Here is a 25513-nt window from a genome sequence, read left to right on the forward strand (position 1 = left end):
GCCGCCACCCGGGCGCCCCATTCCGCCGGCAAGGTCGATTGCCTGCTGCCGGCCGGGCCGGCCACGCGCCGGCCTCGGCGTCGCGTTAAGCCTCGCGGTCGGGCGCGGGGCTTGATAGAGAGGGAATGCGGGGCGGTCGATCCCCGACCCTGCAACCCTGGGTGCCCGAGGAACCGGATCAGATCGTGCGCCTGCCGAACCTCACTTCCCTCCTGACGCGCGTCCGGCACGCGGCCCTGGCCTTCGACGCCTGGGTCAATGCGGGCCTCTACGACAGCGGCCGCTCGACCGGCGAGGCCTACGAGCGCTTCCAGGAGCGCATGAGCGCGTTCTCGGTGCGCGGCTGGAAGCGTGTCGCGCTCGACCTCGCCAGCGAGGGCGTCACCATCGGCACCGGCGGCGCGATCCTGATGCTGGCGCTCGCCCAGCCCGCCTTCAACCTGACGAGCGACAACTGGCTGAAGGCGCAGGACCTCGCCGTCACCTTCCTGGACCGCTACGGCACCGAGGTCGGGCGGCGCGGCATCAAGCACGACGATTCGCTCAAGCTCGACGACTTCCCCGACATCATGATCAAGGCGCTGGTCTCGACCGAGGACCGGCGCTTCTACGAGCACTGGGGCATCGATCCGATCGGCACGGCGCGGGCGCTCGTCAACAACTCGCGCGGCGGCGGCAACACGCAGGGCGGCTCCTCGATCACGCAGCAGCTCGCCAAGAACCTCTTCCTGACGAACGAGCGCTCGCTCGAGCGCAAGGTCAACGAGGCCTTCCTGGCGCTCTGGCTCGAGAGCCATCTCACGAAGAACGAGATCCTGAAGCTCTATCTCGACCGCGCCTACATGGGCGGCGGAACCTTCGGGGCGGTGGCGGCGGCCGACTACTATTTCGGCAAGCCGCTCAAGGACATCAGCCTCGCGGAGGCCGCGATGCTGGCCGGCCTGTTCAAGGCGCCGACCAAGTACGCGCCGCACGTGAACCTGCCGGCCGCCCGCGCTCGCGCGGTGGACGTGCTGCACAACATGGTGGAGGCGGGCTTCGTCACGGAGGGCCAGATCCAGACGGCCCTGCGCAACCCCGCCACCCCGGTGACGCGCACGCGCGACATCACGGCCGACTACTACCTCGACTGGGCCTTCGGCGAGATCAAGGGCATGGCGGATGCGGGCAAGCTCCGCAACGACCGGGTGCTGACCGTGAAGACGCCGCTCGACATCGCCATCCAGAAGCGGGCGGACGAGGTGGTGGAGAACGTGCTGCGCAAGTACGGCGACCAGTACGACGTGGACGAGGCCGCGATGGTGATCCTCGATCCCGACGGGGCGCTGCGCGCCATGGTGGGCGGCGCCGATTACGGCGAGAGCCAGTTCAACCGCGCCACCGACGCGCTGCGCCAGCCCGGCTCCTCCTTCAAGCCCTACGTCTACGCCGCGGCGCTCGCCTCCGGCCAGTTCCGGCCGGACACGACGGTGGTCGATTCGCCGGTCTGCATCGGCAATTGGTGCCCGCAGAATTACGGGCGCTCCTTCTCGGGCCGCCAGCCCATGTGGCTCGCGGTGGCGAAATCCATCAACACGATCCCCATCAAGGTCTCGATCGCGCTCGGCAAGGCCATGGGCATCTCCCACGAGGCCCGGGCCGCCAAGGCGGGGCGCGCCAAGATCATCGAGACGGCGCATGCCATGGGCATCACCACGCCGCTCACCGACTCGGTCTCCCTGCCGATCGGCTCGGCCGAGGTGAACGTGATCGACCAGGCGGCGGCCTACGCGGTCTTCGCCAACGGCGGCCGGCGCGCGAAACCCTACGCCGCCATGGAGGTGAGGAACTCGGCCGGCGAGGTGATCTACCGGCACGACGACGAGCGCCCCGAGCAGGTGCTGTCGACCCAGGTGGTCGCCGACATGAACTTCATGCTGAACAAGGTGGTGGAGGAGGGCACCGGCAAGCGGGCCCAGCTCGAGGGCATCAAGGTCGCGGGCAAGTCCGGCACCACGAACGCCTACCGGGACGCGTGGTTCGTGGCCTATACGGGCAACTACGTGGGCGCCGTCTGGTACGGCAACGACGACCACACCTCGACGAACAAGATGACCGGCGGCTCGCTGCCCGCCATGACCTGGCACGACGTGATGGAGACCGCCCACCAGGGCATCGAGCTGAAGCCGATGCCGGGCCTCAAGGACAGCGGCCGGCCGGCCGCGCAGGCGAGCAGCAACCCGGCAGCGCCCGCGAATGCGGGGTCGGGCGCGTCCGGCAAGCTGTCGCGGCGCTCCTTCGAGGCGATCGGCAACCTGAACGGCCTGTTCCGCTCGGTCGAGCCGGCCTCCGTCGCGGGCGCGCCGAAGCCGGGCGCCAAGCCCGCCGCCGGCACCGCGCCGGCGACCGGGGACGTCGCCGAGGGCGCCCGCTCGGTCGGCGGCCGCATCGGGACACCGTGAGGCAGGTTTCGGCCGTGGCACAACTGAGCGAGACTCTGGGACGCCTGCGCGCGCCGCTCCGGACGGGAACCGGGCAAGGAGCCGGGCAGCGAGCCCGGACGGTTGCGGCGCGCGCGGGCGGGCACCGGCTCGGGGCCGCCGGCCGCGGGCTCGGCCGCCTCCTGCGCAAGACCTCGACCGTCGGCCTCGTGCTCTACGCCCTGGCGCTCGGCGCGGTGCTGGGGCTGGCCAGCGCCGACTGGGCGACGCGGGGCGGCTACCCGTTCGGGGGCGTCGCGGTCGGCGCCTGGACGGCGTGGCCGCGCACGGGCTCGATGGCGGCCGATCCTTACGCCCGCGCCGTCAACGCGCGCCGGGGCGAGATCCCGCTGGCCGTCGGCGAGGGCATGCTGCTGACCGCGGCCGCCGACGATTCGGGCAGCACGCTCGACGCCACCTGCACGTACCGGATCGAGGGCGTGACCCCGCCGGCCCGCGCCTGGACGCTGACCGTCGCGGGCCGCGGCGCGCCCGATCCCGCCCGTCCGCCGCTGCGGGAGGGCTTCACCTCGACCGAGGTCCTGCGCGCGCGCGACGGGCGCTTCGCCATCGTGGTCGGCCCCGAGGCCGAGCCCGGCAACTGGCTTCCGAGCCCGCGCGCCAGCGGCCCGATCCGGCTGGCGCTTCGCCTCTACGACACGCCGGTGGCGGCGAGCGCCGGCAGCCTCGACCGCGAGGCCGTGCCGGCCATCACCCGCGTGAGGTGCGGCGCGTGAAGATCCGCTTCCTGTTCGCGACCCTGTGCGGGCTCGTGCTCGCCGGCCTCGTCCACATCGTCACCGTGCTGGCGATCCCGGCCCTGTCGGAATCGGACGCGCTGACCCGCGCCCGCACCAGCGAGAGCCTCGACCACCCGCAGCGCATCTACACGCTCACGACCGGCGACAACCCGGCCCCGGCCGAGGCGTGGCTGCCGATCCCCGACCCGGCGGTGGCGGTGGGCGTCTGCGCCTACAATCTCGACGACGGGCCGATGCGGGTCTCGGCCCGCACGGGGCCGCAGATGCTGTCGCTCGCCGTGCACGGGCGCCGGGGCGCCTTCTACGCGGTGACCGACCAGGCCGCCGTGCGCGGCGCCCTCGACCTCGTGATCCTCACCCGCGCCCAGTACGACGAGGCGCTCGCCAGCGAGGACGAGAACGAGCCGAGCCGCGACGTGCGCATCGTCGCCCCCGAGCGCCAGGGCTACGTGGTGGTGCGGGTGATCGCCGCGCTTCCGAGCCAGCGCCCGGCCGCCAACGACGCGGTCCAGGCCGTCTCCTGCACGATCGACAGCCCGAGCGAGGAGCCGGCCAAGCCCAACGGCTGAGCGGGGGCCGCACGCGTGACGGGAACGGGATTCCCTCGGACGCTCGGCGGGGTGCCCCGGACGGCATCGGGATCTGGCGCGGGTTCCCGGATCGAGAAGGCCGGTTCCGGTCAATCCTTGGTCACGAGCGGCGGCCCCGCCCCGAGCAGGGCCACCGGAAGCTCGGGTCCGGCGAGGCCGCAGCGCTGGGCGGCGTCGGGCGGCAGGAGCGGCTCGAGCAGGACGCGGCGCCCGTCGAGGGACGCGATGCTGCGCTCGGCGCCGACCGCCTCCGGGCCCGGCACCTCGATCACGAGATGTTCCGCCGCGTAGCGGTAGCGCGCCACCCGCCCGGCCACCTCGAGGCGCACCCAGGCGATCAGGCAGCGGTTCTCGGCCACCCGCATCGCCGCGTTGCGCACGTCGACATCGTCCAGAACCTTGACGAAGGGCAGGCTGCGCAGGCGCAGGCCGTCGGCCTCGTTCACCCGCGCGGCGTTGGCGGCGAAGGAGGGGATCAGCCGCGCATCCGCGATCGCGTCGTCCTGGAGGCGGCGGTAGCGGGAGACCGGCGAGCGGAACGGCTCAGAGACCAGGATGTCGTGGTAGGCCGCCACGTCCGGCAGGCGCCAGGCGGGGGGCAGCACGCGGGTGCGGGTGAGATTGGCGAGCACGTCCGTGAAGGCCGCGCGCCCGGCCGCCGGCATCAGGAAGCGCCAGGCCCGGTCGCGCAGGGTCTCTTCCTCGTCGGTGAGCGGGAACAGCGAGGCGGGCCCGCCGCGCTCGCGGGCGGCGAGCGTGCCGGTCGTCGCGACGAGGCTGTTCCAGGCGCCCGCCTTCAGCCGGCCGAAATCGCCCTCCTGCGCGCAGGAACCGAGCAGGAGGAGGAGAGTGGCGGCCGGCAGGAGCCTGCGCGGCTTCGCCGCAGGGCTGTGGCGTCGCCGAGTCACGTCAGGAGCGGCGCCGGCGCGGCGCCACCGGAACCGCCTCGGGCTCCGAGACGCGCTCGTAGCGCACGCCGAGGAACAGCAGGATCTCGCCGCGGGGCTCGTCGGCCGGCAGGGGCTCGCGCCGCTGGCGCCGGGCGCCGGGGAAGGCCAGCACGGCGCCGCCCGGGCGCGCGGCCGGATCGGACGGGCGCGGCGTGGAGGGCGGGGCGATCAGGGTCATGGCAGGATTCCTGGCGGTGTTCCCGGGCTGCGGCCGGCATGGTTCGTCCGCCGCTCGGCTCCCTCGACAGGCGCGTCCCAAGGGCGTGGCATGACATCAGCACGACGTGGTTAACGGATCGTTTCCGGGCGGGGCGGCCCCTGTCGGAACGGTCCCACGCCGCGAAGCGGCCCTCATGCCCACGCCGCGAAGCGGCCCACGTGCCCGCGCCGATCGGGCCCGCGCGAACGCGGGGCGATCGGCCGTCCCGGCAGGCTCGGACCGAGGCGCGCCCGCCGGGCTGGCGTGCGCCTTGCATCGCCTCCTCCCGCCCATGGCGGGCGTTTCCTCCCTTGCACTCGGCCCCGTTCGCATCGCGGACGGGGCCCCTTTGTGTCGGGATCCCGCCACCGCCCGACCTCGTGACCCGCGCGGGCGGAACCGCGGCGGTCGCCGGCGCTTGCCTAGCCACCGGCATGCCCGATATGCCGTTCCTCTCATCGACATCGAAGGACAACGCCGGATGCGACTGGATACGTCACGACGCACGCGACCCTCGGCGGGCCGCTCAGCTGCCCTGAAGGTCGCCCCGTTCGCCCTGCTGATGCTGGCGGCCGCCCCCGCCCAGGCGCAGCGCGAGGACCAGGGTCTGCAACTCGGCTGCGCGAACGACTATTTCCGTCTCTGCGCGGGCGTCGACCCGAACAGCGACGATGCCGAGCGCTGCATGACCCGGAACCGCAAGCGTCTCTCGCCGGAATGCCGCACCGCGATCGGCGATTACGACCGCCGCACCGGCTCGAAGTCGATGCCCAACAACTGACACGCCGCGGCCGGGGATGACCGGAGGGGGCGGCCCTCGCAACGCGATCCCACCCACGCGAGACGACGGAACGACCCGCATGGCCCTCACCGTGGCGGTCCAGATGGACCCGATCCAGAACATCCGGATCGCCAGCGACACCACCTTCGCCCTCCTGCTGGAGGCGCAGGCGCGCGGGCACCGGCTGCTCCACTACACGCCGGACCGGCTCTCCCTGCAGGGGCGGCGCGCCACGGCGCGGGTCGAGCCGCTGACCGTGCGCGACGTCGAGGGCGCGCATGCGAGTCTCGGGCCGGTCGAGCGGATCGACCTCGCCGAGGCCGACGTGGTGCTGATGCGCCAGGACCCGCCCTTCGACATGGCCTACATCACGGCGACCCACATCCTGGAGCATGTCCACCCCGGGACCCTCGTGGTGAACAACCCGGCCGAGGTCCGCAACGCCCCCGAGAAGCTGTTCGTCCTCGACTTCCCGGAGCTGATGCCGCCGACCCTGATCACCCGCGACAAGGCGGAGATCGAGGAGTTCCGGCGCGAGCACGGCACCATCGCGATGAAGCCGCTGCACGGGCACGGAGGCGCGGCGGTGTTCCGCGTCTCGGAGACCGATCCGAATTTCGGCTCGATGTTCGACCTCTTCGCCGCGACCTTCCGGGAGCAGTGGGTGGTGCAGCGTTTCCTCGAGAAGATCACCGAGGGCGACAAGCGCATCATCCTGGTCGACGGCGAGCCCATGGGGGCGATCAACCGGGTGCCGGCGCTGAACGACATCCGCTCCAACATGGTGCGGGGCGGTGCGGCGGCGGCCTCCGACCTGACCGGGCGGGAGCGCGAGATCTGCGCGGCGATCGGCCCGGAACTGCGTCGGCGCGGCCTGATCCTCGTCGGCATCGACGTGATCGACGGGCACCTGACTGAGATCAACGTGACCTCGCCGACGGGGATCCGGGCGATCAGGCGCCTCGGCGGCCCGGACCTCGCGGTGTCGGTCTGGGACGCGATCGAGGGCCGGCTTGGGCGGTCGGCATAGAGCATTGTCCGTGGTTTCTGGATCGCGGAAAATGCTCCAAACCCTTGATCTGGCGCGCTTTCTGATCGCCAAACCGGCAACCATTTCGGCGGAACGCGCACTAGGATCACCGCGCCCCGTCATCCCGGGGCGGAGCGGGCGAGACCGGGATCCGTTCTCGCGACGACGCGGGGCCCGGCATCGGCGCCCGAGGCCGGGTCACGCTCCCGCGGCCCCGGAACGGCGCCGCGCGGGTCCCGCGGGACCGGCTGCCGCCGCTCTCACGTCTCCGCCCGCGGCGTGGCGTTGAGCTCGGCCCAGTCGAACTCCTCCTCCAGCACGTAGTAGGCGTCGTCGCCGATGCGACCCTGGCGGCGCAGGCTCAGCACCGTGTCGCGGGCGGCCGCGATGGCGCGGCGGCGGGCGGCGTCCGAGGGCAACGATTCGGGGGCGAGCCCCTCGTCGTGGGACTTCGCCTCCGCGAGCGCCGCCCGGAATTCCTCCCGCAGGGCCTCGGTGCCGGCTTCGTCCCCGGACCCGAGGCTCTCGAGCGCCGCCGCGAAGGCCTCGGCGCGCGCCCGACCGACCTCCCGCCCGACCGGGTCGTCGTCCTCGAGCCCGAGCCACGCCAGCAGGGGACTTAGGGTCAGCCCCTGCACCACCAGGGTGCCGATCACCGTGCAGAAGGCCGTGAAGACGATGAGGTCGCGGTAGGGGAAGCCGCCGTCCGGCCCGCCCTGCGGCAGGGCGAGGGCCGCCGCGATGGTGACGATGCCGCGCATGCCCGACCACGCCACCGCCACCGCCGCCTTGAGGCCGAGGATCTCCTCCGAGGTGCCGCGGCGCGGCCGGCGGTGGCTCGTGAATTCGAGCCGTCCGATGCCGCTCGCCGGCAGCACCCAGGCGATGCGCACCAGCACCACCGTGAGGAGGACCATGCCGGCGAGGATATAGGTGGAGACCTGCTCGGACTGGTTCAGCCGCGCGAGGATCGGGCCGATCTGGATGCCGATGAGCACGAAGGCGAGCACGTTGAGCACGAACACCGCCGTGTCCCAGACCGCGTAGGACAGGATGCGGGTGCGCGGGGCCGTGATGCCGGGGGAGTAGCGCGCCACCGTGATGGCGAAGCTGACGACCGTCAGGACGCCCGAGAGCTCGAGCCCCTCGGCGGCGATCCAGAGGCCGAAGGCGGCCACGAATTGCAGCACGATGGTGCTCGCCGCGTCGGTGAAGCGGCGCATTACCGCGACGTAGGCGTAGGCGAGGACGGGCCCGGCGACCAGGCTGGCGACCACGCCGAGCAGGAAGGTCGGGGCGATCTCGCCCGGGTGGAAGACGCCCGTGATCGCGGCCGCCACGCCGAGCCGGTAGATCAGCAGCGAGCCCGCGTCGTTGAGGAGGCTCTCGCCGCGCAGGATCGTGGTCAGCCGGTGCGGCAGGGATACGTGGCGCAGCACCGAGAGGGCGGCCACCGCGTCCGGCGGCGCCACGACGGCGCCGAGCACGATGCAGGCCGCGAAGGGCATCCCGGGCACCAGCGCCTTGGCCACCACCGCGACCGCGATCGTGGTCGCCGCCACGGCCCCCAGGGCGAGCCCCGCGATCGGGCGCCAGTTCGCCTTGAGGTCGCGCAGCGAGGTGGCGTAGCCCGCATCGAGCAGGACGGGGGCGAGGAACAGCGCCAGCGCGAGTTCCGGGTCGAGCTTCAGGTTCGGCACGCCGGGCACGAAGGCGAGCGCCACGCCGCCGAGCGCCAGGAAGGCCGGATAGGGCGCGCCGATCCGTCGGGCGAGCGCCGCCAGCAGCACGGCGCCCAGGAGGACGCTCACGACCCACTCGAAAATCTCCATCCTGCCGAACGAGATAGGGCGGGAGCCGTTCCAGCGGAGGAGAGGCCGGCGACCGGTGACGGCGACGGAAGCGGCAGAACCGCTTGCGATTCTGATGCCTTCTCAAGGCGGGCGCAGTTTCGTAACGATCGGCGGACCGAGCCTCCAGCGGATTGCCCATGCGAGATACCCCGACCTTCGCCTCCGCCGCCGTCGCGGCACCCCACAGCCTGGCCGCGGAGGCCGGCCGAACCGTGCTGGCGCAGGGCGGCAACGCCGTCGAGGCGATGATCGCCATGGCGGCGGCGATCGCGGTGGTCTATCCGCACATGAACGGGATCGGGGGCGACGGCTTCTGGCTCGTGCGCGAGCGGAACGGGCGCGTGCGCGGCATCGAGGCCTGCGGCCCGGCCGGGCGCCGCGCCACGGTCGCGCGCTACCGCGAGAAGGGCCTCGACGCGATCCCCGCCCGCGGTCCCGACGCCATGGTGACGGTCGCGGGGGCGATCGGCGGCTGGGCGATGGCGCGCGACCTCGCCCGGGCGCTGGGCGGGCGGCTGCCCCTGGACGTGCTCATGGCCGACGCGATCCGGCATGCCCGCGAGGGCTGCCCGGTCTCGGCCTCCGAGGGGCGCTACGTGCCCAAGGAGCTCGACACCCTGCACGACGCGCCGAACTTCGCCGCGACCTTCCTGAAGGACGGCAAGCCGTGGCCCCCGGGGCAGACGCGCCGCCTGCCCGCGCTCGCCGCGACGCTCGAGCAGCTCGCCCATGCCGGGCTCGACGATTTCTACCGGGGCGACGTCGGCCGTGAGATCGCCGCCGATCTCGAGCGCCTCGACGCCCCCGTGACCCGGGCCGATCTCGAAGCCTACCGCCCCGCCGAGCGTGCGGCCCTGTCGATCCGGCGTCGCGGCGCCACGATCTACAACTTCCCGCCGCCCACCCAGGGCCTCGCGGCGCTCCTGATCCTCGGCATCGTCGACCGGCTCGACATCCGGGAGCCCGAGACGGCGGCGCATTACCACGGGCTGATCGAGGCGACGAAGCGGGCCTTCGCGATCCGCGACCGGGTGGTGACCGACTTCGACCGCCTCGGCGTCGACCCGGCGCGCTTCCTCGCCCCCGAGCGCCTCGCCCGCGAGGCGGCGGCGATCGACATGGCCCGCGCCGCCAGCCTTCCGCTGCGCAACCCCGGCGAGGGCGACACGGTCTGGATGGGGGCGATCGACCGCGACGGGCTCAGCGTCTCCTACATCCAGTCGATCTACTGGGAATACGGCTCGGGCACCGTGCTGCCCGCCACCGGCATCCACTGGCAGAACCGCGGCATGTCCTTCTCCCTCGACCCGAAGGCCGTGAACCCGCTGGAGCCGGGGCGGCGCCCGTTCCACACCCTGATCCCGGCGCTCGCTGCCTTCGACGACGGACGGGTCTCGGCCTACGGCAGCATGGGCGGGGATGGGCAGCCGCAATTCCAGGCACAGGTGTTCACCCGCTACGCGGATTACGGGATGAGCCCCGCCGAGGCGGTCGACGCGCCGCGCCTGCTTTATGGGCGGACCTGGGGCGCCGAGTCGCTGACCGTGAAGGTCGAGGACCGGTTCGAGCCGGGCTGCATCGCCGCGCTCCGTCGCATGGGCCACGAGATCGAGGAGCTCGGCGGCGCCTATGTCGACTCGCTCGGCCATGCCGGCATCCTCGTGCGCCACCCCGGCGACGGGCGCGTCGAGGCGATGCACGATCCCCGCTCGGACGGCGGCGCGCTGGGCTTGTGACGCGCGCCTCAGTTCGTGATCTGCGGCTGCAGCGCGGTCAGGGCGAACATCCTGGCGAGCGCCCCGTCGATCGCCTGGCCGTCCGAGGCCTCGGCGTACCAGCCCGGCGAGGCGCAGGCCTGCAGGTTCGGGGCGATCTGCGCGGCGAAGGGCTGGACGAGGTTCCTGTAATCCTTGTGCAGCGCCGTGCTGCCGTCGGTCGGGTTGTTCAGGATCGGCAGGTAGGTGGTGTAGATCACCCCGACCGTGATGCCGGCGTTCTTGTAGAGCTGGCAGACCGAGGGGTCGAAGGCCGCCGTGCAATGGCCCGAGGTGCAGGGGCCCTTCACGTCGCGCAGGCCGTCCGTGACGATGAACAGGAAGGCGCGCGCCTTCGTCTGGTCGGTGCCGTCGCCGCTCGCGGGGATCTTCGCCTTGAGGTCGGTGAGCGGCTCCTTGAGGAAGCTGTCGCCGGTGCCGCCACCGTTGTTCGGGCCGAGCGTGATGCCCGTCGCCGCACGCTCCAGGGACGTCCAGTTCGCGCTGAGCGGCGCGAGTTCGGTGAGGCCGTAGGTCGTCGCGTTCGCGGCGGCGAGGCCCATCGCGTAGAGCGCGATCCGGTAATTGCTGGTGCCCGCGGCCTGCGCATCGCTCCGGGCCGTGCTGATCGTCCGGGTCACGGCGTCGCGCAGCACGTCGATCCGCAGCTGGATGCCGGCGCCGGCCGCGAGGTTCTGGTAGCTCTGCGGCACGACGCTGCCGTTCTGCACGACGTGGCATCCGAACACGCAGCCCGTCGCCGACCTGTTCCCGCCGTTGCGCTCCGCGTCGTAGGTCAGCTTGAACAGCTTCCCGGCCCCGTCCGTGGTCGAGGCGAGGCCCATCGACTGCGACACGTCGAGGGCCATGTAGAGGTCGGTGTAGAGCGGCATCGAGGCCTTGGAGGCCGACCGGCCCCCGCCCGTGAGGCTGGGGCGGCCGAACAGGCCGCCGATGGCCGTGCGGATGGAGACGCTGAAGCGCGCCTCCGCGGTGATCTGCTGGCCGGTCCTGGTGACCTCGACGGTGCCCGTCACCGCCGACTTGACCGTGCGCGCCACGTGCGCGTTGAAGAGGGCGGTGGCCCGGGTCTCGGCCTCCGCCCGGGCGGCCGCCACCGCGGCCGCGCTGCCGTCCGATCGCTGGATCAGGTCCTTGGCGACGCCGCTCGCGTAGAGGGCCGCCGCGTCCGCGCCCGTCTGGCAGGCCCCGCGGGCGACGAGGAGCTGGCCGTAATCGACGGCCAGCCCCATCGTGCCGACGAGCGGCAGGAACAGGAATCCGAACAGCACCGCGATGTTGCCGCCCCGGGCCGCGCGCCAGCGCCGCCGCATCCCGGCGAGCCGGGCGGGGCCGGCGAGCCGGCGCGGAACGGGCGGATGCGGGGCCATCAGAAACCGGGGCAGTTGGCGCTGGAATCCACCCGCGCGACCTGGCGCGGCCGGAAATAGGCGGAGCGGCGGAAGCCGGTCGGGAAGGGCAGGGCCGTGAGCACGAGCGGCCTGAAGAACACCTCGACGTCGACCACCACGAGCGGGACCGGCCCGAAGATCGAGGCCGGCAGCGTCAGCGGCGTCGTGGCCGCGGAATCGGGGGCCGGCAGCTGGGCCCCGCAGGGGCGTGCGCTGCCCGACAGCGCGCGGCTGAACACCGTCGCGCCGAGATAGGTGCAACTGGCGGTGCAGCTCGCGACCGCCTTGGTGAAGGCCACGCTCGAGATCGTGACATTGGCGAGCGCGTCGAGATCCCTTCTGCCGACCTGCCGGGCGTAGCGCAGGATGTCCGAATCGATCAGCGGCGCACTGCGGATCAGGCCGTCGATGTCGGCGGTGCTGAGCGTGCCGGTGGTCTGGGATACGAGTTCCGCGATCGAGTCGGCGACGTAGCCGGCGCGCGACGCCGCGGTGACGGCGCGGCTCGCCTCGACCGCGCCGAGGAAGAGGAGCAGCAGGATCGGGGCGACCAGCGCGAACTCCACCGCCGAGGCGCCCCCGGACGCCGCGAGCCCGCCTCGCGGCGTCCGGGCCCGCGCGGCGGGGTCGCGGCTCTCCGGCTTCATCGGACTAGCACCCCGCCTGCGTGCTGCCCGACGCGACTTGGAAGGGCTCGTTGGCGACGAGGTTCGTCGAGCGCAGCGTGACGGCGTTGCCGGCGACGGCGCCGGTGATGCTCTGGATGAAGCCCCCGACGTTCAGGAAGCTGTAGGTCACATCCACGAACAGGAAATCCCCCGGGCCGCCGAGGCAGTAGACCCTCTGGTTCGGATCGAGGTTTGCCGGCTTCAGGGCTGGGACGCTCGCGTCGATGTACGGATCGATGTCCGGCGCGTTCTGCGCCGATCCGCGCTTGCCGACCTTCGAGATGCTGACGCCGACCCGCGCGCAGTCGAGCGGCATCTTGAGCGCCGGGCAGAGCAGGTTCGCGCGGAACTGGTCGACCGTCAGCGCCTGCGCCTGCACGCCCCCGGTCATGATGGAGCGCGAGGCCGTGCGCGTCGCGTCATCGAGCGACTGCGCGGCGAAGTGATAGAGCGCGACCTGGAAGATCGCGAGGACGAAGCCGAGGAACGGCACGGATGTCAGCGCGAACTCGACCGCCGCGCTGCCCGCCTCGTCCCCGAATGCCCGGATCGCCCTGAGGCGGGGTCGCTTCCCGGTCGGCATGTCCCCTCTCGTCGCGCATTGCGGGCCTGCCCCGGCCGTCCGCCGGCCCGCAGGCACCCGCAGGCCGCTACGATGCATGCCGGCGCTTACCGGCGCGTGAAGGAAAAGAAGTATTCGGACGGCGACGAGGCCAAATATTGCTATAAATCACACGAGACTGAGCATTTTTTGTCAGTACTTGTGATAATTTCGACGTGCATGCCGACGATGTGAAACACTTGCTGTGATATGCTGCATCTCGGATGTTTTCGAGAGATGGCATCCGAGACATCCGAAGCTCTGCCCAGGCTCAAATCGTCGTGCGGCACGGGACCAACGTCCTTCGTGACCGGCATGAAATGCTCAGGTTCCGCCGCGCCCTGCCGGACGGGAGCGCCCGTTGCGAAGCCCGCTCGCCGCGGTGAGGGGCGCGGTGAGCCTGCGCCCGCACGTGGCTTGATCAAGATCACGAAGCGGCCGCATGCGGCAAATCCTTGCCGGCAGGAACTGCCGAGGCCAGGCATACAGCTTTTCAGGCCACACTATCCGCGACGCAGCGCATTCGCGGCATCCCAACCGCATGCCGTGCGATCGGATTTGGATTGATGACTTGAGAGATGGCGGAACCTGGATTTGAATGCGCTCATCGGCGTTGCGTTTCTGCCGAATGCTGGTCACTCTTGCCCGCCGATTGAGCAATCGTTCGCGCATATCCGGGATGGCGGCTGCTCGGCCTGACGGCCTGTACGCCGTTCCGCCGGCACCCCGCGGTCCGGCCGCGCGGGCTCTGGCACGGATGTTGCCCGGCGGACGCAACCGCAAGGGAGCGCATAATGGATACAACCGTCTCGAGCCGCCGCTGGCTGCAACTCCTGCTTGGGCTGATCGTCATGATGACGATATCGAGCCCGCAATACGTCTGGACCCTCTTCGTCAAACCCTTCCAGACGACCACGGGTGCCTCGCTCGCCGCCGTGCAGGTCACCTTCACGCTGGTGATCGTGCTGCAGACCTTCTTCTCGCCGGTCCAGGGCTGGCTGATCGACCGGTTCAGCCCCAAGCTGATGATCGCGATCGGCGCCGCGCTGAGCGGGCTCGGCTGGATCGCGGCCTCGTATGCCGACAGCCTGCTCGCCCTCTACGCCACCTACGGCCTCCTCTGCGGCCTCGGCACCGGCATCGTCTACGTGGGCATCGTCGGCCTGATGGTGCGCTGGTTCCCGGATCGCCGCGGCTTCGCGGTCGGGATCGTCGCGGCCGGCTACGGCATGGGCGCGATGATCACGACCTTCCCGATCACCGACCTGATGGCCGCGACCGACTACCGCCACACCCTCCTGGTGTTCGGCCTGATCCTCGGCGCCGTCGGCATCCTCGCGGCGCTGGGCCTGCGCGCGCCGCGCGCCGACGAGATGGCCGGCATCCCCGAGACCCGGATCCTGTCCGCGGCCCACGACACAGCCCCGAGGGCGATGCTGCGCACGCCCCTGTTCTGGCTGATGTTCTGCATGATGACGATGATGTCGACCGGCGGCCTCATGGTCGTCGCGAACTTCGCCAACTTCGCCCGCGAATTCGGCGTCGCCGACGCCCTCGTGTTCGGCTTCGCGGCACTGCCCTTCGCGCTGACCTTCGACCGCATCACCAACGGCCTGACCCGCCCCTTCTTCGGCTGGGTCTCCGACCATATCGGCCGCGAGAACACCATGGCGATCGCCTTCGCGCTCGAGGCGCTGGCGATCTGCCTGCTGCTCTACTACCGCCAGAACGCCTACGCGTTCGCGCTGCTCTCGGGCGTGGTGTTCTTCGCCTGGGGCGAGATCTTCTCGCTGTTCCCGTCGATCCTGACCGACACGTTCGGCACCCGGCACGCCACCACGAATTACGGCTTCCTCTACATGGCCCAGGGCGTCGGCTCGCTGCTCGGCGGCCCCGTCGCGGCGCTGATCCACGACGCGGCCGGCAACTGGGTGCCGGTTTTCTCGATCGCGATCGTCCTCGACCTGATCACGGCCGTGCTTGCCTATTTCGTGCTGAAGCCGATGCGGCGGACCTGGCTCGGGCGCGATGCGGCGCCCGTGCCCGAGGCCGCCCTCGGCAAGCCCGCGATGGTCTGACGGCGCGGGCCTCGACGAGCGGGGCGGGGCGGGGATGCCGGCATCCCCGCCCCGTCCGCGCGAAGGCTCAGCTCTTGAGGGTTCAGTTCTTGAGGGCTCAGTTCTTGAGGGCTCAGTTCTTGGCGGCCTTCACCGACAGGTCCGGCTTGTGGTTGAGGGTCTGGAAGACGACGCAGTAGCGCTCGGTGAGCTTGAGAAGCTGGTCGAGCTTCTCCTGCGGGGCATCGGTGTCGAGGGCGAAGGACAGGCGGATGGCCCGGAAGCCCACCGGCGCCTCCTTGTCGACCCCGAGCGTGCCGCGGAAGTCGAGATCGCCTTCCGCCGAGACGGTGCCGGACCGCAGCGGGATCTCGAGCGCGGTCGCCACGGCCTTGAGCGTCACGCCCGCGCAGGCGACGAGCGCCTCGAGCAGCATGTCGCCCGAGCACAGTTCCGCGCCCGAGCCGCCGGTCGCCGGGTGGAGGCCCGCCACCGCCAGCGCGCGGCCCGTCTCGACCTTGCAGGCGATGCTGGAATCGTCGAGCGAGCCCTTGGCCTTCAGGGTGATGACGGCGGAATCGGGGGTGCTGCGGTACTGGTCCTTCAGCGGGGCCTGAAGCGCGCGCAGGGCAGTGGCGTCCATGGGGTTTCCTCGTTGTGGTCGACCAAGGCTCGCGGGTCTAGAGCATGCTGCGAAAAAGTGGCAACGGTTTTTCGCGCGAAGCATGCCCTAACTGATTGAATCGATCATGTTTTCGGCGTTTTGACCGAATCGGTCGAAACGCGGCATGATCTAGCCTGCCGCGCGGGCCTCGGCCAGCCGGGGCGCCGGCCTACCACCAGTTCGCGGTCTGCGGGCTCGCCTCGGCGGGGCGCAGCGAGCGGTCGAGGGCCGAGAGGATCCGGCGCGCGGCGGCCTCGCTCGGGGGCGAGGCCGGGTCCCGGGGGCGGGCCAGGGGAAGCGCCACCGTGTCGTCGAGGCGGCCGGGCTTCGGGCGCATCACCACGGCCCGGTCGGCGAGCGCCACCGCCTCGCCGACGTCGTGCGTGACGATGAGGACGGTCGGGCGCACCTCCTCCCACAGGGCGAGCAGGTGCCCGTGCAGGTCGCGCCGGGTGAAGGCGTCGAGCGCCGAGAACGGCTCGTCGAGAAGGAGCACCCGCGGGTTCGCCACGAAGGCGCGGGCGATCGAGACCCGCTGCTGCTGTCCGCCGGACAACTCGCGCGGCCAGCGGCCCGCGTGCTCGGCGAGCCCCACCCGCTCCAGCGCGTGGGCGACGCGGGCGCGGCGCTCCGTCCCCGGCAGGTCGGCGAGGCCGAAGCCGACATTGTCGGCGACGTCGAGCCATGGCAGCAGGCGCGGCTCCTGGAAGACCAGGCCGACGCCGGGATGGGGCGCCGTGATCGGCTCGCCGTCGAGCCGGACATGGCCCGAACTCGCCCGGTCGAGACCCGCGACGAGCCGCAGCAGGGTGGTCTTGCCGCAGCCCGAGCCGCCGATCAGGGCGACGATCTCGCCTGCCGGCACGTCGAGGCCGATGCCGGAGAGCGCCTGCGTGCCGTCCTGGTAGGTCTTGGAGAGATCGTGGATTTCGAGCAAGCGTCGGGCTCCGGTCGCCTCCGCATCGGGCGAAGACCTGTCACGGGAATGGCATAGCCGTGCCGGCCCGCCCGATGCTACAGGCGAACGGCGAATGTGGACCGGAGGCGCGCCGCCGTGACCGTGGTTTCATGCCGGATCCCGGGCGCGCATCTTCTGGCCGCGGTGCTCCTGGCTGCCGCGCTCCCGGCTGTCGCCCTGCTGCCGACGGGGGTGCTGGCCGCCGACGTCCCGGGCGCGCCCCGCGACGGGCGCTTCGTGGCGGCCTGCGAGGATCTCGGCCGGTTCTGCACGGCGCGGGCCTGCGGGCGCGACCAGATCGCGGCGGCGCTCGGCTGCCGGGCGCTCTGCCCGAGTTCGGTGGTGCTGCGCGTCGAGCCGGCCGCCTGCGCGATCCTGTCGCCGGTCCCCTTGCGGCGACGCGGCTGAGATACTTGGTCGACCTGGCGCAGGCCCGTGAAACGAAAAGCGTTCCAGCGCATTAACCTGCTTAAATGGCGGCTGCCGGCCGCCCGCCATCCCGAGACAATCCAGCACAGCGCGGCCGTGACGAAAGGCGGGCCGCGGGAGACCGTTCATGTCCGCGTTCCGGAGCGACCTCAACCCGCCCCATTCGGGCCCGACCTCGGACCCGGTCCTGTACGGGGTCGCCTCCGGCCTCGCCGAGCTGTTCCCGCCGGTCGAGCCGGGACGCCCCGCCTCGCGCAGCGAGGGAGAGGGCCGTCGCGACCGCGACGACGAGGCGCACGAGGCCGAGGATTCATAGGCTCTCGCGCGCCGTGTCCTGCCAGCGGGTGAGGGGCTTCGTCAGCGCCACCAGCGCCGCGTCGGCGAGCTTGCCGAGGACCGCGAAGGCGATGATGGCGGCGAGGATCTGGTCCGGCTTGCTGAATTGCTGGCCGTCGACGAGCAGGTAGCCGAGCCCCTCGGACGCACCCATCAGCTCCGCCGCCACCACGAACAGGAAGCCGAGGCCGAGGCCGGTGCGCAGGGCGACGAGGGTCGCGGGCAGCACGGCCGGCAGCAGGATGCGCCGGGCGAGCGCCGCCTTCGAGAGCCGGAAGATGCGGCCCACCTCGACGAGCTTGCGGTCGACCGAGGCGATGGCGCCCGCCACCCCGACATAGACGGGAAAGAACACGCCGACCGCGATCAGCGCCACCTTCGGCGTCTCCAGAATGCCGAGCCACAGGATGAAGAGCGGCACCCAGGCGAGGGAGGGCACCGCGCGCAGGGCCTGCAGGCTCGGGTCGAGGAGGTCGCGCGCGAGCGGCAGCGTGCCGGTGAGCGCCCCGACCGCGATGCCGGCCACCGCCCCGAAGGCGAAGCCGAGCGCCACCCGCAGGAGCGTCGCGGCGACATGCGTCCACAACTCGCCCGAGGCCGCGAGCCCGTAGAGGGTCGCGCCGATCCGGCTCGGCGGCGGCAGCAGGCGCCCCTGCGCCAGGCCGTGGCGCACGGCGAGCTCCCAGCTCACCGCGAGGACGAGGGGCAGCAGGAAGCCGAGCGCGAGGCGCCCACCCGAGCCGAGGCGCGCGGCACGGCGCGGCAGGGTCCGCGCGGGCGGAGTCGTGGTGTCGGTCGCGAGGCCGTGCGCGCTCATGCGGGCGCCGTATCACATGCCGGCGCGAAACCCGAGACCCGTCAGCGGGCGGCCGCGGGCGGGTTGAACTGCGGGTCGATCAGCCCGTCCACCGCCGCAGCGACGTCCGTGTCGGCCGGGATCACGCCAGCCTGCTGGAGCGCCAGGCCGGCGGCCCGGATCGTCTCGGCCTGCGCCGGCCCGACGGCGGGCTGGCTCAGGTCGGTGCGCTCGATCTGCCGGGCGATCACGGGCTCGGGCAGCCTGGTCGCCGCCGCCAGAGCCGACTTCAGGGCATCCGGGTTCTTGAGCGCGTAGTCGCGCGCCTTCTCGTAGGCCGCGATCACGGTCCGGACGAGGTCGGGATGGGCCTTGGCGAATTCCTCGCGCACGTCGAGGACGCCCCAGGTGTTGGCCGCGGCATCCCGGAAGAACAGCACGTCGCCGTTCTCGATCTCGGCCGCCGCCATCATCGGGTCGAGGCCCGCCCAGGCATCGACGTCGCCCCGGTCGAGCGCCGTGCGCCCGTCGGGATGCTGCAGCAGCACGAGCTTGGCGTCCTTCTCGGCGAGCCCGGCGCCCTGGAGCGCGCGGATCAGGAAGATGTGCGGGTCGGTGCCGCGGGTCACCGCGATGCGCTTGCCCTTGAGGTCGGCGACCTTGGCGATGCCGGTTTCCTTGCGGGTGACGAGCGCCGTCCATTCCGGCCGCGAATAGGCGTAGATCACCTTGATCGGGTTGCCGTTGATGCGCGCCAGCAGCGCCGCGGCGCCGGCCGACGAGCCGAAATCGATGGCGCCGCCGTTCAGGAACTCGAGCGCCTTGTTGGAGCCGAGCGACTGCGTCCAGCGCACCTTGATGCCCTGGGGCTTCAGCGCCTCCTCCAGGAAGCCCTTCTCCCTGAGGACGAGGCTGACGGGGTTGTAGGTCGCCCAGTCGAGGCGGATCTCGCCGACATCGGCGGCGCGGGCGGGGGCGGCGAGGGGCAGGGCGGCCACGGCAAGGCCGCCGAGCACGGCGCTCACGAGGGTCCGGCGGTCGAGGCGCAGCGTCATGAATTCCACCCTTCGCATCCGCCGCACCGAAGGGCGCCGGTGCCTATCAGCTAGGCGGCGGCGTTCTTTAAGTCAAACGAAAAATCCGCGGAAGAGAACGGGTTTCGCTGCGCCGTGCGTGGTCACGCCGGTGTGTCGCGCCGGGCCGCTGGCACCTTCAGCGTAACATGCTACGGGGTTGGGATGTTCGACGCCGCCGCAGCCTTCGACAAGGTTCTGGACAACCTCGACCGGGAGATCCGCGAGCCGACGAAGCTCCGCGCCGTGCTGGTCCCTGAGCTGCGCCGGGTGATGGAGCGCGGCCATAAGGAGGCCGAGAAGCGCCTCCTGAAGGACCGCGACGGCATCGCCTGCGCGCAGTCGATCAGCAACCTCACGGACGCGCTCGTCCGGGCGATCCACGACGCGGTGGTGTGGCGGCTCTACCCCAACGACAATCCCTCGACCGGCGAGCAACTCGCGGTGGTCGCCACCGGGGGCTACGGACGGGGCACGATGGCGCCGGGCTCGGACATCGATCTCCTGTTCCTGCTGCCCTACAAGCAGACCGCCTGGTCGGAGAGCGTCGTCGAGGCGATGCTCTACGTGCTGTGGGACCTGAAGGTGAAGGTCGGCCACGCCACCCGCTCGGTGGAGGAGTGCCTGCGCGAGGCCCGCGCCGACATGACGATCCGCACCGCGCTGCTCGAGGCCCGCTTCATCTTCGGCACGCGGCCGCTGTTCGAGGAGCTGGTGACGCGCTTCGACGCGGAGCTCGTCGTCGGCACGGCCCACGAGTTCGTCGAGGCGAAGCTGCGCGAGCGGGACGCGCGCGTCGCCAAGGCCGGCGCCTCGCGCTACCTCGTCGAGCCGAACGTGAAGGACGGCAAGGGAGGGCTGCGCGACCTCAACACCCTGTTCTGGATCGCGAAGTACACCTACCGCGTGCGCGATCAGATGGAGCTCGTCACCGCCGGCCTGTTCACGGCCGAGGAGTACAAGCTGTTCGAGCGCTGCGACGAGTTCCTGTGGCGGGTGCGCTGCCACCTGCACTTCGTCACGGGCCGGGCCGAGGAACGCCTCTCCTTCGGGCTGCAGCCGCGCATCGCCGAGCGCATCGGCTTCGGCGCGCGCGGCGGCCTCTCGGGCGTCGAGCGCTTCATGAAGGCCTATTTCCTGATCGCCAAGGATGTCGGCGACCTCACCGCCATCGTCTGCGCGGAACTCGAGGCGCGCCACGCCAAGCGCACGCCCGTGCTCGACCGCTGGATCGGCCGCTTCCGCGACCGCTTCCGGGCGACCGCCATCGAGGCGGAGGATTTCTGGATCGACCACGGACGGGTGAACCTGCGGGCCGAGGACGCCTTCGAGCGCGATCCCGTCAACCTGATCCGGCTGTTCTGGCTCGCCGACCGGCACAACCTCGCGATCCATCCCGACGCCAAGCGCCTCGCCAACCGCAGCCTCCGCCTGATCGGCCACTCGCTGCGGGCGGACGAGGAGGCCAACCGCCTGTTCCTCGACATCCTGACCTCGAAGAACTCGCCCGAGACGATCCTGCGCCAGATGAACGAGGCGGGCGTGCTCGGCCGCTTCATTCCGGATTTCGGCCGCATCGTCGCGATGATGCAGTTCAACATGTACCACCACTTCACGGTGGACGAGCACCTGCTGCGGTCGATCGGCGCCCTCGCCTCGATCGATTCCGGCCGGGTCGACGAGGAATACCCGCTGGTCTCGCGCCTGATCGGCACGATCCACAACCGCACGGCCCTCTACGTCGCGATCCTCCTGCACGACATCGCAAAGGGGCGGCCGGAGGACCATTCCATCGCGGGCGCGGCGATCGCCGAGAAGCTCGGGCCGCGCTTCGGTCTCGGCCAGGCCGAGACCGAGATGGTGGCCTGGCTCGTCGAGCATCACCTGCTGATGTCGATGACGGCCCAGAGCCGCGACCTCTCCGACCCGAAGACCATCGAGAAATTCGCGAGCGTGGTGCAGACGCTGGAGCGGCTGAAGCTCCTCGCCATCCTCACCGTCGCCGACATCACGGCGGTGGGACCGGGTGTCTGGACCGCCTGGAAGGGCACGCTGATCCGCACCCTCTACGACGAGACCGAGGTGGTGCTCTCCGGCGGCCATTCCGAGATCGCCCGCACCGACCGGGTGCGCCTGATCCAGATGGCCTTGCGCGAGCAGCTGACCGACTGGACGTCCGAGGCGTTCGACGCCTACGCGGCCCGCCACAACCAGGCCTACTGGCTGAAGGTCGAGGCGGTGCGCCAGTTCAAGAATGCGGGCTTCATCCGGCGCCTGACCGAGGAGGGCCGCACGGTCGCCACCGAGGTCGAGACCGATCCGGTCCGCGGCGTCACCGAACTCACCGTCTACTCGCCCGACCACCCGCGGCTGCTCGCCATCGTCACCGGCGCCTGCGCGGCGGCGGGCGGCAACATCGTGGACGCCCAGATCTTCACGACGACGGACGGATTCGCCCTCGATTCGATCTTCGTCTCGCGCGCCTTCGAGCGCGACGAGGACGAGATGCGCCGGGCCCGGCGCATCACGGCGGCGATCGAGCGGGCGCTCAAGGGCGAGATCAAGATCGCCGAGCTCGTGGCCGACAAGCACCCGCCGACGAGCGCGCGCGCCAAGACCTTCCCGGTGCCGCCGGACGTCATCATCGACAACGCCCTGTCGAGCCGCGAGACGGTGATCGAGATCACCGGCCTCGATCGGCCCGGCCTCCTCTACGAGCTGACGACGGCGCTGAGCCGCCTCTCGCTCAACATCACCTCCGCGCACGTGGCGACCTTCGGCGAGCGGGCGGTGGACGTCTTCTACGTCACCGACCTCACGGGCACCCGCGTGATCCAGCCCGACCGGCAGGCCACGATCCGCAACACGGTGATGGAGGTCTTCGCGGGCGACGTCGCCGCCCTCAAGGCCGAGGGGCTCGAAGCCCTCGTGGTCGCCCCGCCGCCCCGCGAGGCGTGACACGGCGAGGGAGCGCAGCCCCTCGCCGGGCACTTCGGCTCAGCGGCCGGTATTGGCCGAGGGATTCGACTCGCTGCCCGCCTGATTGCCGGTGCTGGTGCTGCCGCCGCCGCTATGGCCGCTGCTCGGCGCGTTGCCCTGGGCGAGGGCGGTCCCGGCGGTGCCCGCGGCGAGGGCGAGGGCGAGGGCGATGAGGGCGGTGCGCAGCGTGGTGGCGCTTCTGGTCATGGCGGTGGTCTCCGTGTCCTGACGTGCGTGGCGTCTGTTCGTTGGTCGGCCGCGATCCGGCCGGGACGGCTTGGTCGGGACCGCGTCCCGCCCCAACCGGCGCGCCGACAGGGTCGTTCCGAAAAAGCCCTCGCTCCGCGCCGCGGGGCGGTCACGCTCGCGCGCACCGCGGGTTGATTTCGAGGCTCCGCCGTCTGATATCAGCGCCGACCCCCGAACCAATCCGGACGACTGAATCGCAATGATGGGCAACGACATGGAGCATGACGACCGGCGCGAGGAGCAGCGTGCGGACCTCGGCGGCGACGGCGCCGCGCAGGCCGGCACCGCGCCCGAGCCGCAGCCGGGCACCGAGGCCCTGGCCGCCCTCACGGCCGAGCGCGACGACTTCAAGGACCGGCTCCTGCGCACGCTTGCCGAGATGGAGAACCTGCGCCGCCGCACCGAGCGCGAGACCGCCGACGCCCGCACCTACGCGGTGACGAACTTCGCGCGCGACATGCTCACCGTGGCCGACAACGTGCGCCGCGCCGTCGAGAGCGTGCCGGCGGAGGCCCGCGCCGGCGCTGACGGTGCCTTCAAGGGGCTTCTCGACGGCATCGAGCTGACCGAGCGCGACCTCCTGAAGACGCTGGAGCGTCACGGCGTGAAGGTGATCGAGCCCGAGGGCCAGCGCTTCGACCCGAACCGGCACCAGGCGATGTTCGAGGTGCCCAATGCCGAGGTGCCGAGCGGCACCGTCGTGCAGGTGGTCCAGACGGGCTACGTGATCGGCGACCGCGTGCTGCGCCCGGCCCTCGTCGGCGTCGCCAAGGGCGGCCCGAAGCCGGCCGGCGCGCCGGACGCGGCCTAGGAGCATGCGGCCGTTTCGTGGAAACGGCCGCATGCTCCATCTTCCTAGGACCGCATGATGCTTTCGGAGAGCCGGGTTCCACGCTTCCGCATCATGCTCTAGCCGAGCCGCGTCCCCGGCCCGCCCGACACGGGAGCGGCCTTCCGTCAATCCAGGCAGGGCAGCAGCAGGGCGCCGTCGGCGATGAACTGCGCCTTGTCGCGGACCGCCCGCGACGTCGACGGGTTCCGGGCGACCAGGGCGGCTTCGGTATGCAGGCGGTCGTGGCAGGCGCAATGCGGGATGTCGCCGGGCGGCGGCGTGCAGGCGTCGTGGTGCATGCAGGCGACGTCGAGCGCGTCGACCGGCGGATGACCCGGCCCGCGATTGCCCGGCCCGCAATAATTGCCGTGGATCAGAAGCGCGCCGCGGGCGGCGTCGATCCTGGGCAGGTCCTGGGCTGCCGTCGGTCCTGTCGCGACGGCGAAGATCAGTGCGGCCGCGCGAAGGCGGCTCAGGATGGAGGCATTCAAGGCAGGTCCTTCCGGATGAGAGGGCTCCCCTTCCGCCCGCCAAGATGGATCAGGTCCGCGGGCCGGCAACCGCCTGCGACCGCACTGCACAAAGGCCATGCCCCACCGCATGCCGCGGGCCCGGCCCGCGGAACCGCTCGTTCGGGCCGGCCTCACAGCGCCAGCATCAGCAGGCCGACGATGGTGACGGCCAGGATCAGGCAGATCGCCAGATCGAGGATCCGCGTGCCGCCGCAGGGATCGGATTCGTCGCGGCGGCTCATGGAGGCGGTCGGGATCGAGGCCGGGATCATGGGTGCCAACGTGGGAGGGAGCCGGAGGGAGGGACGGATCTCGGGCCGGGGCCGCGAGGTGCCGCCGCCGCTTCGATCGGGGGGACGCGCGGAGCGGCGGCCTGCGGCGCTCCTGGAATGCCGGCGCGGTGGACCTGATCCGCGAAGGCGGTTCCGAGGACGGGAAGAGCGAGTGCGACGAGGCCGTAGAGGCCGCGGCGGAACGGGGCGAGACCGGGACCGCGCGGGAGCGCCGGGATCCGGGTGGAGGCGAGCCGCAGCGGCGGCAGCGGAGGGCAGGCGTACCGTTCATCGGTCATCGGGATCACTTCCGTGGGAAATTTGACCACGCCAAAACCTACGTGTGCAAAAATCCCACGTCAATCGGGAATCGAAGTCCGGAAGTGCGCTGCCACACCGTGTGGGATTGTGTCCCACGTTCACCACCGTATGGTGACCCCATGTCCGACACCACCGAGCCCGGCCCGGAGGGGGCCCGCGACGGCGTGAGCCTCCACGCACCGGTGGCCCGCCTCCTGCGGCCGCTGGTGCGGCTGCTCGTGGCCCGCGGCATTACCTTTCCGGCGCTCACGAACCTCCTGCGCGAGCTCTACGTGAACGTCGCCGAGTACGATTTCGCGCTGCCCGGCAAGGAGCAGACGGACAGCCGCGTCAGCCTCCTGACCGGCATCCACCGCAAGGAGGTGCGGCGGCTGCGCGGCGCGGGCGCGCCCGTGAGCGCGGTCCCGGCGGTGGTCTCGCGCACGAGCCGGATCATCGCCCGCTGGATCGCCGACCCGAGATTCACCGACGGCCAGGGCCGCCCCCTGCCGCTGCCGCGCACGGCCGAGGGCGAGGGTGCCTCCTTCGAGAGCCTCGTCTCGGGCATCACGCGCGACCTGCGCCCGCGCGCCGTGCTCGACGAGTGGCTCGACCGCGGTCTCGCCTTCCTCGACGCCGACGGGCGCGTCGTGCTGGCGGAATCGGCCTACGTGCCGAGGGGCGGCGGCGAGCCCCAGCTCTACTATTTCGGCCGGAACCTGCACGACCATATCGCGGCGAGCGTCGCCAACATCGTGGGCGATGAGCCCCGCTTCCTCGAGCGGGCGGTCCATTACGACGGGCTCTCGGCCGACCTCGCCCGACGCCTCGAAGGGCGCGCCCGCGAGATCGCCATGGACGCGCTGCAGCAGGCCAACCGCGAGGCGCACGCCGCCTGCGAGACCGATCCCGGCGGCGGGCATCGCTGGAACTTCGGCATCTACGTCTATGCCGAGGAGGCGCCGCCGTCCGGCTCGGGTAGCGCGGCGTGAGGAGCA

General features: G+C 71.6%; 26 protein-coding genes. 12 read left to right on the forward strand and 14 right to left on the reverse strand.

The genetic code is table 11. The features are described 5' to 3' along the window. Nucleotides 1–185: 185 nt before the first annotated feature. The 3 genes from WDW90_RS03370 to WDW90_RS03380 are packed head-to-tail and all read left to right on the forward strand — an operon-like array spanning nucleotide 186 to nucleotide 3789. On the forward strand, nucleotides 186–2441 hold the full coding sequence (locus WDW90_RS03370; RefSeq protein WP_336485994.1) for a transglycosylase domain-containing protein: 2256 nt from the start codon (nucleotides 186–188) through the stop codon (nucleotides 2439–2441). A gap of 44 nt (nucleotides 2442–2485) precedes the next feature. Further along, nucleotides 2486–3196 (forward strand): DUF1214 domain-containing protein, encoded by a 711-nt coding sequence (locus tag WDW90_RS03375; protein WP_431310967.1) that lies wholly within the window; start codon nucleotides 2486–2488, stop codon nucleotides 3194–3196. After that, nucleotides 3184–3789, forward strand: coding sequence for a DUF1254 domain-containing protein (locus tag WDW90_RS03380; protein ID WP_431310963.1), 606 nt, complete (start codon nucleotides 3184–3186; stop codon nucleotides 3787–3789). Before WDW90_RS03375 ends, WDW90_RS03380 begins: the two co-directional genes overlap by 13 nt. A gap of 110 nt (nucleotides 3790–3899) precedes the next feature. On the opposite strand, the gene WDW90_RS03385 is transcribed toward WDW90_RS03380, so the two are convergent. Continuing rightward, complete coding sequence (locus WDW90_RS03385; protein ID WP_336485851.1) at nucleotides 3900–4718, reverse strand: hypothetical protein; 819 nt, start codon at nucleotides 4716–4718, stop codon at nucleotides 3900–3902. A gap of 1 nt (nucleotide 4719) precedes the next feature. Continuing rightward, a complete protein-coding gene (locus tag WDW90_RS03390) occupies nucleotides 4720–4938 on the reverse strand; it encodes a hypothetical protein (RefSeq protein WP_336485852.1) in 219 nt (72 codons plus the stop codon). A 502-nt stretch (nucleotides 4939–5440) separates the two neighbouring features. On the opposite strand from WDW90_RS03390, the gene WDW90_RS03395 reads away from it, so the two are divergent. Continuing rightward, entirely contained in the window at nucleotides 5441–5740 is a 300-nt protein-coding gene (locus WDW90_RS03395) for a hypothetical protein (protein ID WP_336485853.1), read from the forward strand. A 79-nt stretch (nucleotides 5741–5819) separates the two neighbouring features. Beyond that, nucleotides 5820–6770 carry a glutathione synthase gene (gene gshB / locus WDW90_RS03400; RefSeq protein ID WP_336485854.1) on the forward strand — a complete coding sequence of 317 codons (951 nt, stop codon included), beginning with the start codon at nucleotides 5820–5822 and terminating at the stop codon, nucleotides 6768–6770. Between the two features lie 260 nt (nucleotides 6771–7030). On the opposite strand, the gene WDW90_RS03405 is transcribed toward gshB, so the two are convergent. Continuing rightward, on the reverse strand, nucleotides 7031–8602 hold the full coding sequence (locus WDW90_RS03405; protein WP_336485855.1) for a cation:proton antiporter: 1572 nt from the start codon (nucleotides 8600–8602) through the stop codon (nucleotides 7031–7033). Between the two features lie 158 nt (nucleotides 8603–8760). On the opposite strand from WDW90_RS03405, the gene WDW90_RS03410 reads away from it, so the two are divergent. Beyond that, nucleotides 8761–10359, forward strand: a complete 1599-nt coding sequence (locus WDW90_RS03410) for a gamma-glutamyltransferase family protein (protein ID WP_336485856.1) — start codon at nucleotides 8761–8763, stop codon at nucleotides 10357–10359. Between the two features lie 8 nt (nucleotides 10360–10367). Here the strand turns inward: WDW90_RS03410 and WDW90_RS03415 are convergent, their stop codons facing one another. Genes WDW90_RS03415 through WDW90_RS03425 form a run of 3 tightly spaced genes read right to left on the reverse strand, consistent with a single transcriptional unit; the run spans nucleotide 10368 to nucleotide 13040 of the window. Continuing rightward, the gene (locus WDW90_RS03415) at nucleotides 10368–11768 is read right to left on the reverse strand and encodes a Tad domain-containing protein (protein ID WP_336485857.1); all 1401 of its coding nucleotides are present in this window, start codon (nucleotides 11766–11768) and stop codon (nucleotides 10368–10370) included. Then, a complete protein-coding gene (locus WDW90_RS03420; protein WP_336485858.1) occupies nucleotides 11768–12436 on the reverse strand; it encodes a TadE/TadG family type IV pilus assembly protein in 669 nt (222 codons plus the stop codon). Before WDW90_RS03420 ends, WDW90_RS03415 begins: the two co-directional genes overlap by 1 nt. Nucleotides 12437–12440: 4 nt before the next feature. Next, nucleotides 12441–13040: a TadE/TadG family type IV pilus assembly protein gene (locus tag WDW90_RS03425; protein ID WP_336485859.1), complete on the reverse strand. Its 600-nt coding sequence runs from the start codon at nucleotides 13038–13040 to the stop codon at nucleotides 12441–12443. An 812-nt stretch (nucleotides 13041–13852) separates the two neighbouring features. Here WDW90_RS03425 and oxlT point away from each other — a divergent pair. After that, nucleotides 13853–15136, forward strand: a complete 1284-nt coding sequence (gene oxlT / locus WDW90_RS03430; RefSeq protein ID WP_336485860.1) for an oxalate/formate MFS antiporter — start codon at nucleotides 13853–13855, stop codon at nucleotides 15134–15136. A 112-nt stretch (nucleotides 15137–15248) separates the two neighbouring features. On the opposite strand, the gene WDW90_RS03435 is transcribed toward oxlT, so the two are convergent. Both WDW90_RS03435 and WDW90_RS03440 read right to left on the reverse strand, forming a co-directional pair. Then, the gene (locus WDW90_RS03435; RefSeq protein ID WP_336485861.1) at nucleotides 15249–15758 is read right to left on the reverse strand and encodes an OsmC family protein; all 510 of its coding nucleotides are present in this window, start codon (nucleotides 15756–15758) and stop codon (nucleotides 15249–15251) included. Between the two features lie 190 nt (nucleotides 15759–15948). Next, nucleotides 15949–16716: an ABC transporter ATP-binding protein gene (locus WDW90_RS03440; RefSeq protein WP_336485862.1), complete on the reverse strand. Its 768-nt coding sequence runs from the start codon at nucleotides 16714–16716 to the stop codon at nucleotides 15949–15951. Between the two features lie 117 nt (nucleotides 16717–16833). Here WDW90_RS03440 and WDW90_RS03445 point away from each other — a divergent pair, with 117 nt between their 5' ends. Beyond that, the gene (locus WDW90_RS03445; RefSeq protein WP_336485863.1) at nucleotides 16834–17145 is read left to right on the forward strand and encodes a hypothetical protein; all 312 of its coding nucleotides are present in this window, start codon (nucleotides 16834–16836) and stop codon (nucleotides 17143–17145) included. Between the two features lie 148 nt (nucleotides 17146–17293). Then, nucleotides 17294–17482, forward strand: a complete 189-nt coding sequence (locus WDW90_RS03450) for a hypothetical protein (protein ID WP_336485864.1) — start codon at nucleotides 17294–17296, stop codon at nucleotides 17480–17482. Here WDW90_RS03450 and WDW90_RS03455 read toward each other — a convergent pair. Next, complete coding sequence (locus WDW90_RS03455; protein WP_336485865.1) at nucleotides 17477–18319, reverse strand: ABC transporter permease; 843 nt, start codon at nucleotides 18317–18319, stop codon at nucleotides 17477–17479. The two genes, WDW90_RS03450 and WDW90_RS03455, sit on opposite strands and share 6 nt — an antisense overlap. 41 nt (nucleotides 18320–18360) lie before the next feature. Continuing rightward, nucleotides 18361–19353, reverse strand: a complete 993-nt coding sequence (locus tag WDW90_RS03460; RefSeq protein ID WP_431310968.1) for an aliphatic sulfonate ABC transporter substrate-binding protein — start codon at nucleotides 19351–19353, stop codon at nucleotides 18361–18363. Nucleotides 19354–19536: 183 nt separating this feature from the next. Between WDW90_RS03460 and WDW90_RS03465 the strand changes: the two genes are divergently transcribed. Then, nucleotides 19537–22329, forward strand: a complete 2793-nt coding sequence (locus tag WDW90_RS03465; protein ID WP_336485866.1) for a [protein-PII] uridylyltransferase — start codon at nucleotides 19537–19539, stop codon at nucleotides 22327–22329. Between the two features lie 39 nt (nucleotides 22330–22368). On the opposite strand, the gene WDW90_RS03470 is transcribed toward WDW90_RS03465, so the two are convergent. Then, complete coding sequence (locus tag WDW90_RS03470; protein ID WP_336485867.1) at nucleotides 22369–22557, reverse strand: hypothetical protein; 189 nt, start codon at nucleotides 22555–22557, stop codon at nucleotides 22369–22371. 244 nt (nucleotides 22558–22801) lie between these two features. Here WDW90_RS03470 and grpE point away from each other — a divergent pair, with 244 nt between their 5' ends. Continuing rightward, nucleotides 22802–23410 (forward strand): nucleotide exchange factor GrpE, encoded by a 609-nt coding sequence (gene grpE / locus WDW90_RS03475; protein WP_431310969.1) that lies wholly within the window; start codon nucleotides 22802–22804, stop codon nucleotides 23408–23410. Between the two features lie 146 nt (nucleotides 23411–23556). On the opposite strand, the gene WDW90_RS03480 is transcribed toward grpE, so the two are convergent. From WDW90_RS03480 to WDW90_RS03490, 3 genes are all read right to left on the reverse strand, one after another. Further along, nucleotides 23557–23922: a phospholipase A2 family protein gene (locus tag WDW90_RS03480; protein WP_336485869.1), complete on the reverse strand. Its 366-nt coding sequence runs from the start codon at nucleotides 23920–23922 to the stop codon at nucleotides 23557–23559. A 152-nt stretch (nucleotides 23923–24074) separates the two neighbouring features. Then, the gene (locus WDW90_RS03485; protein ID WP_336485870.1) at nucleotides 24075–24215 is read right to left on the reverse strand and encodes a hypothetical protein; all 141 of its coding nucleotides are present in this window, start codon (nucleotides 24213–24215) and stop codon (nucleotides 24075–24077) included. Beyond that, on the reverse strand, nucleotides 24212–24514 hold the full coding sequence (locus tag WDW90_RS03490) for a hypothetical protein (RefSeq protein WP_336485871.1): 303 nt from the start codon (nucleotides 24512–24514) through the stop codon (nucleotides 24212–24214). The genes WDW90_RS03485 and WDW90_RS03490 overlap by 4 nt, the downstream gene beginning before the upstream one ends. Before the next feature lie 141 nt (nucleotides 24515–24655). Between WDW90_RS03490 and WDW90_RS03495 the strand changes: the two genes are divergently transcribed. After that, nucleotides 24656–25507 (forward strand): DUF6502 family protein, encoded by an 852-nt coding sequence (locus WDW90_RS03495; protein WP_336485872.1) that lies wholly within the window; start codon nucleotides 24656–24658, stop codon nucleotides 25505–25507. Nucleotides 25508–25513: the final 6 nt, after the last annotated feature.

Origin of the sequence: Methylobacterium nigriterrae (assembly GCF_037106235.1) — a bacterium.
Classification (GTDB): domain Bacteria; phylum Pseudomonadota; class Alphaproteobacteria; order Rhizobiales; family Beijerinckiaceae; genus Methylobacterium; species Methylobacterium nigriterrae.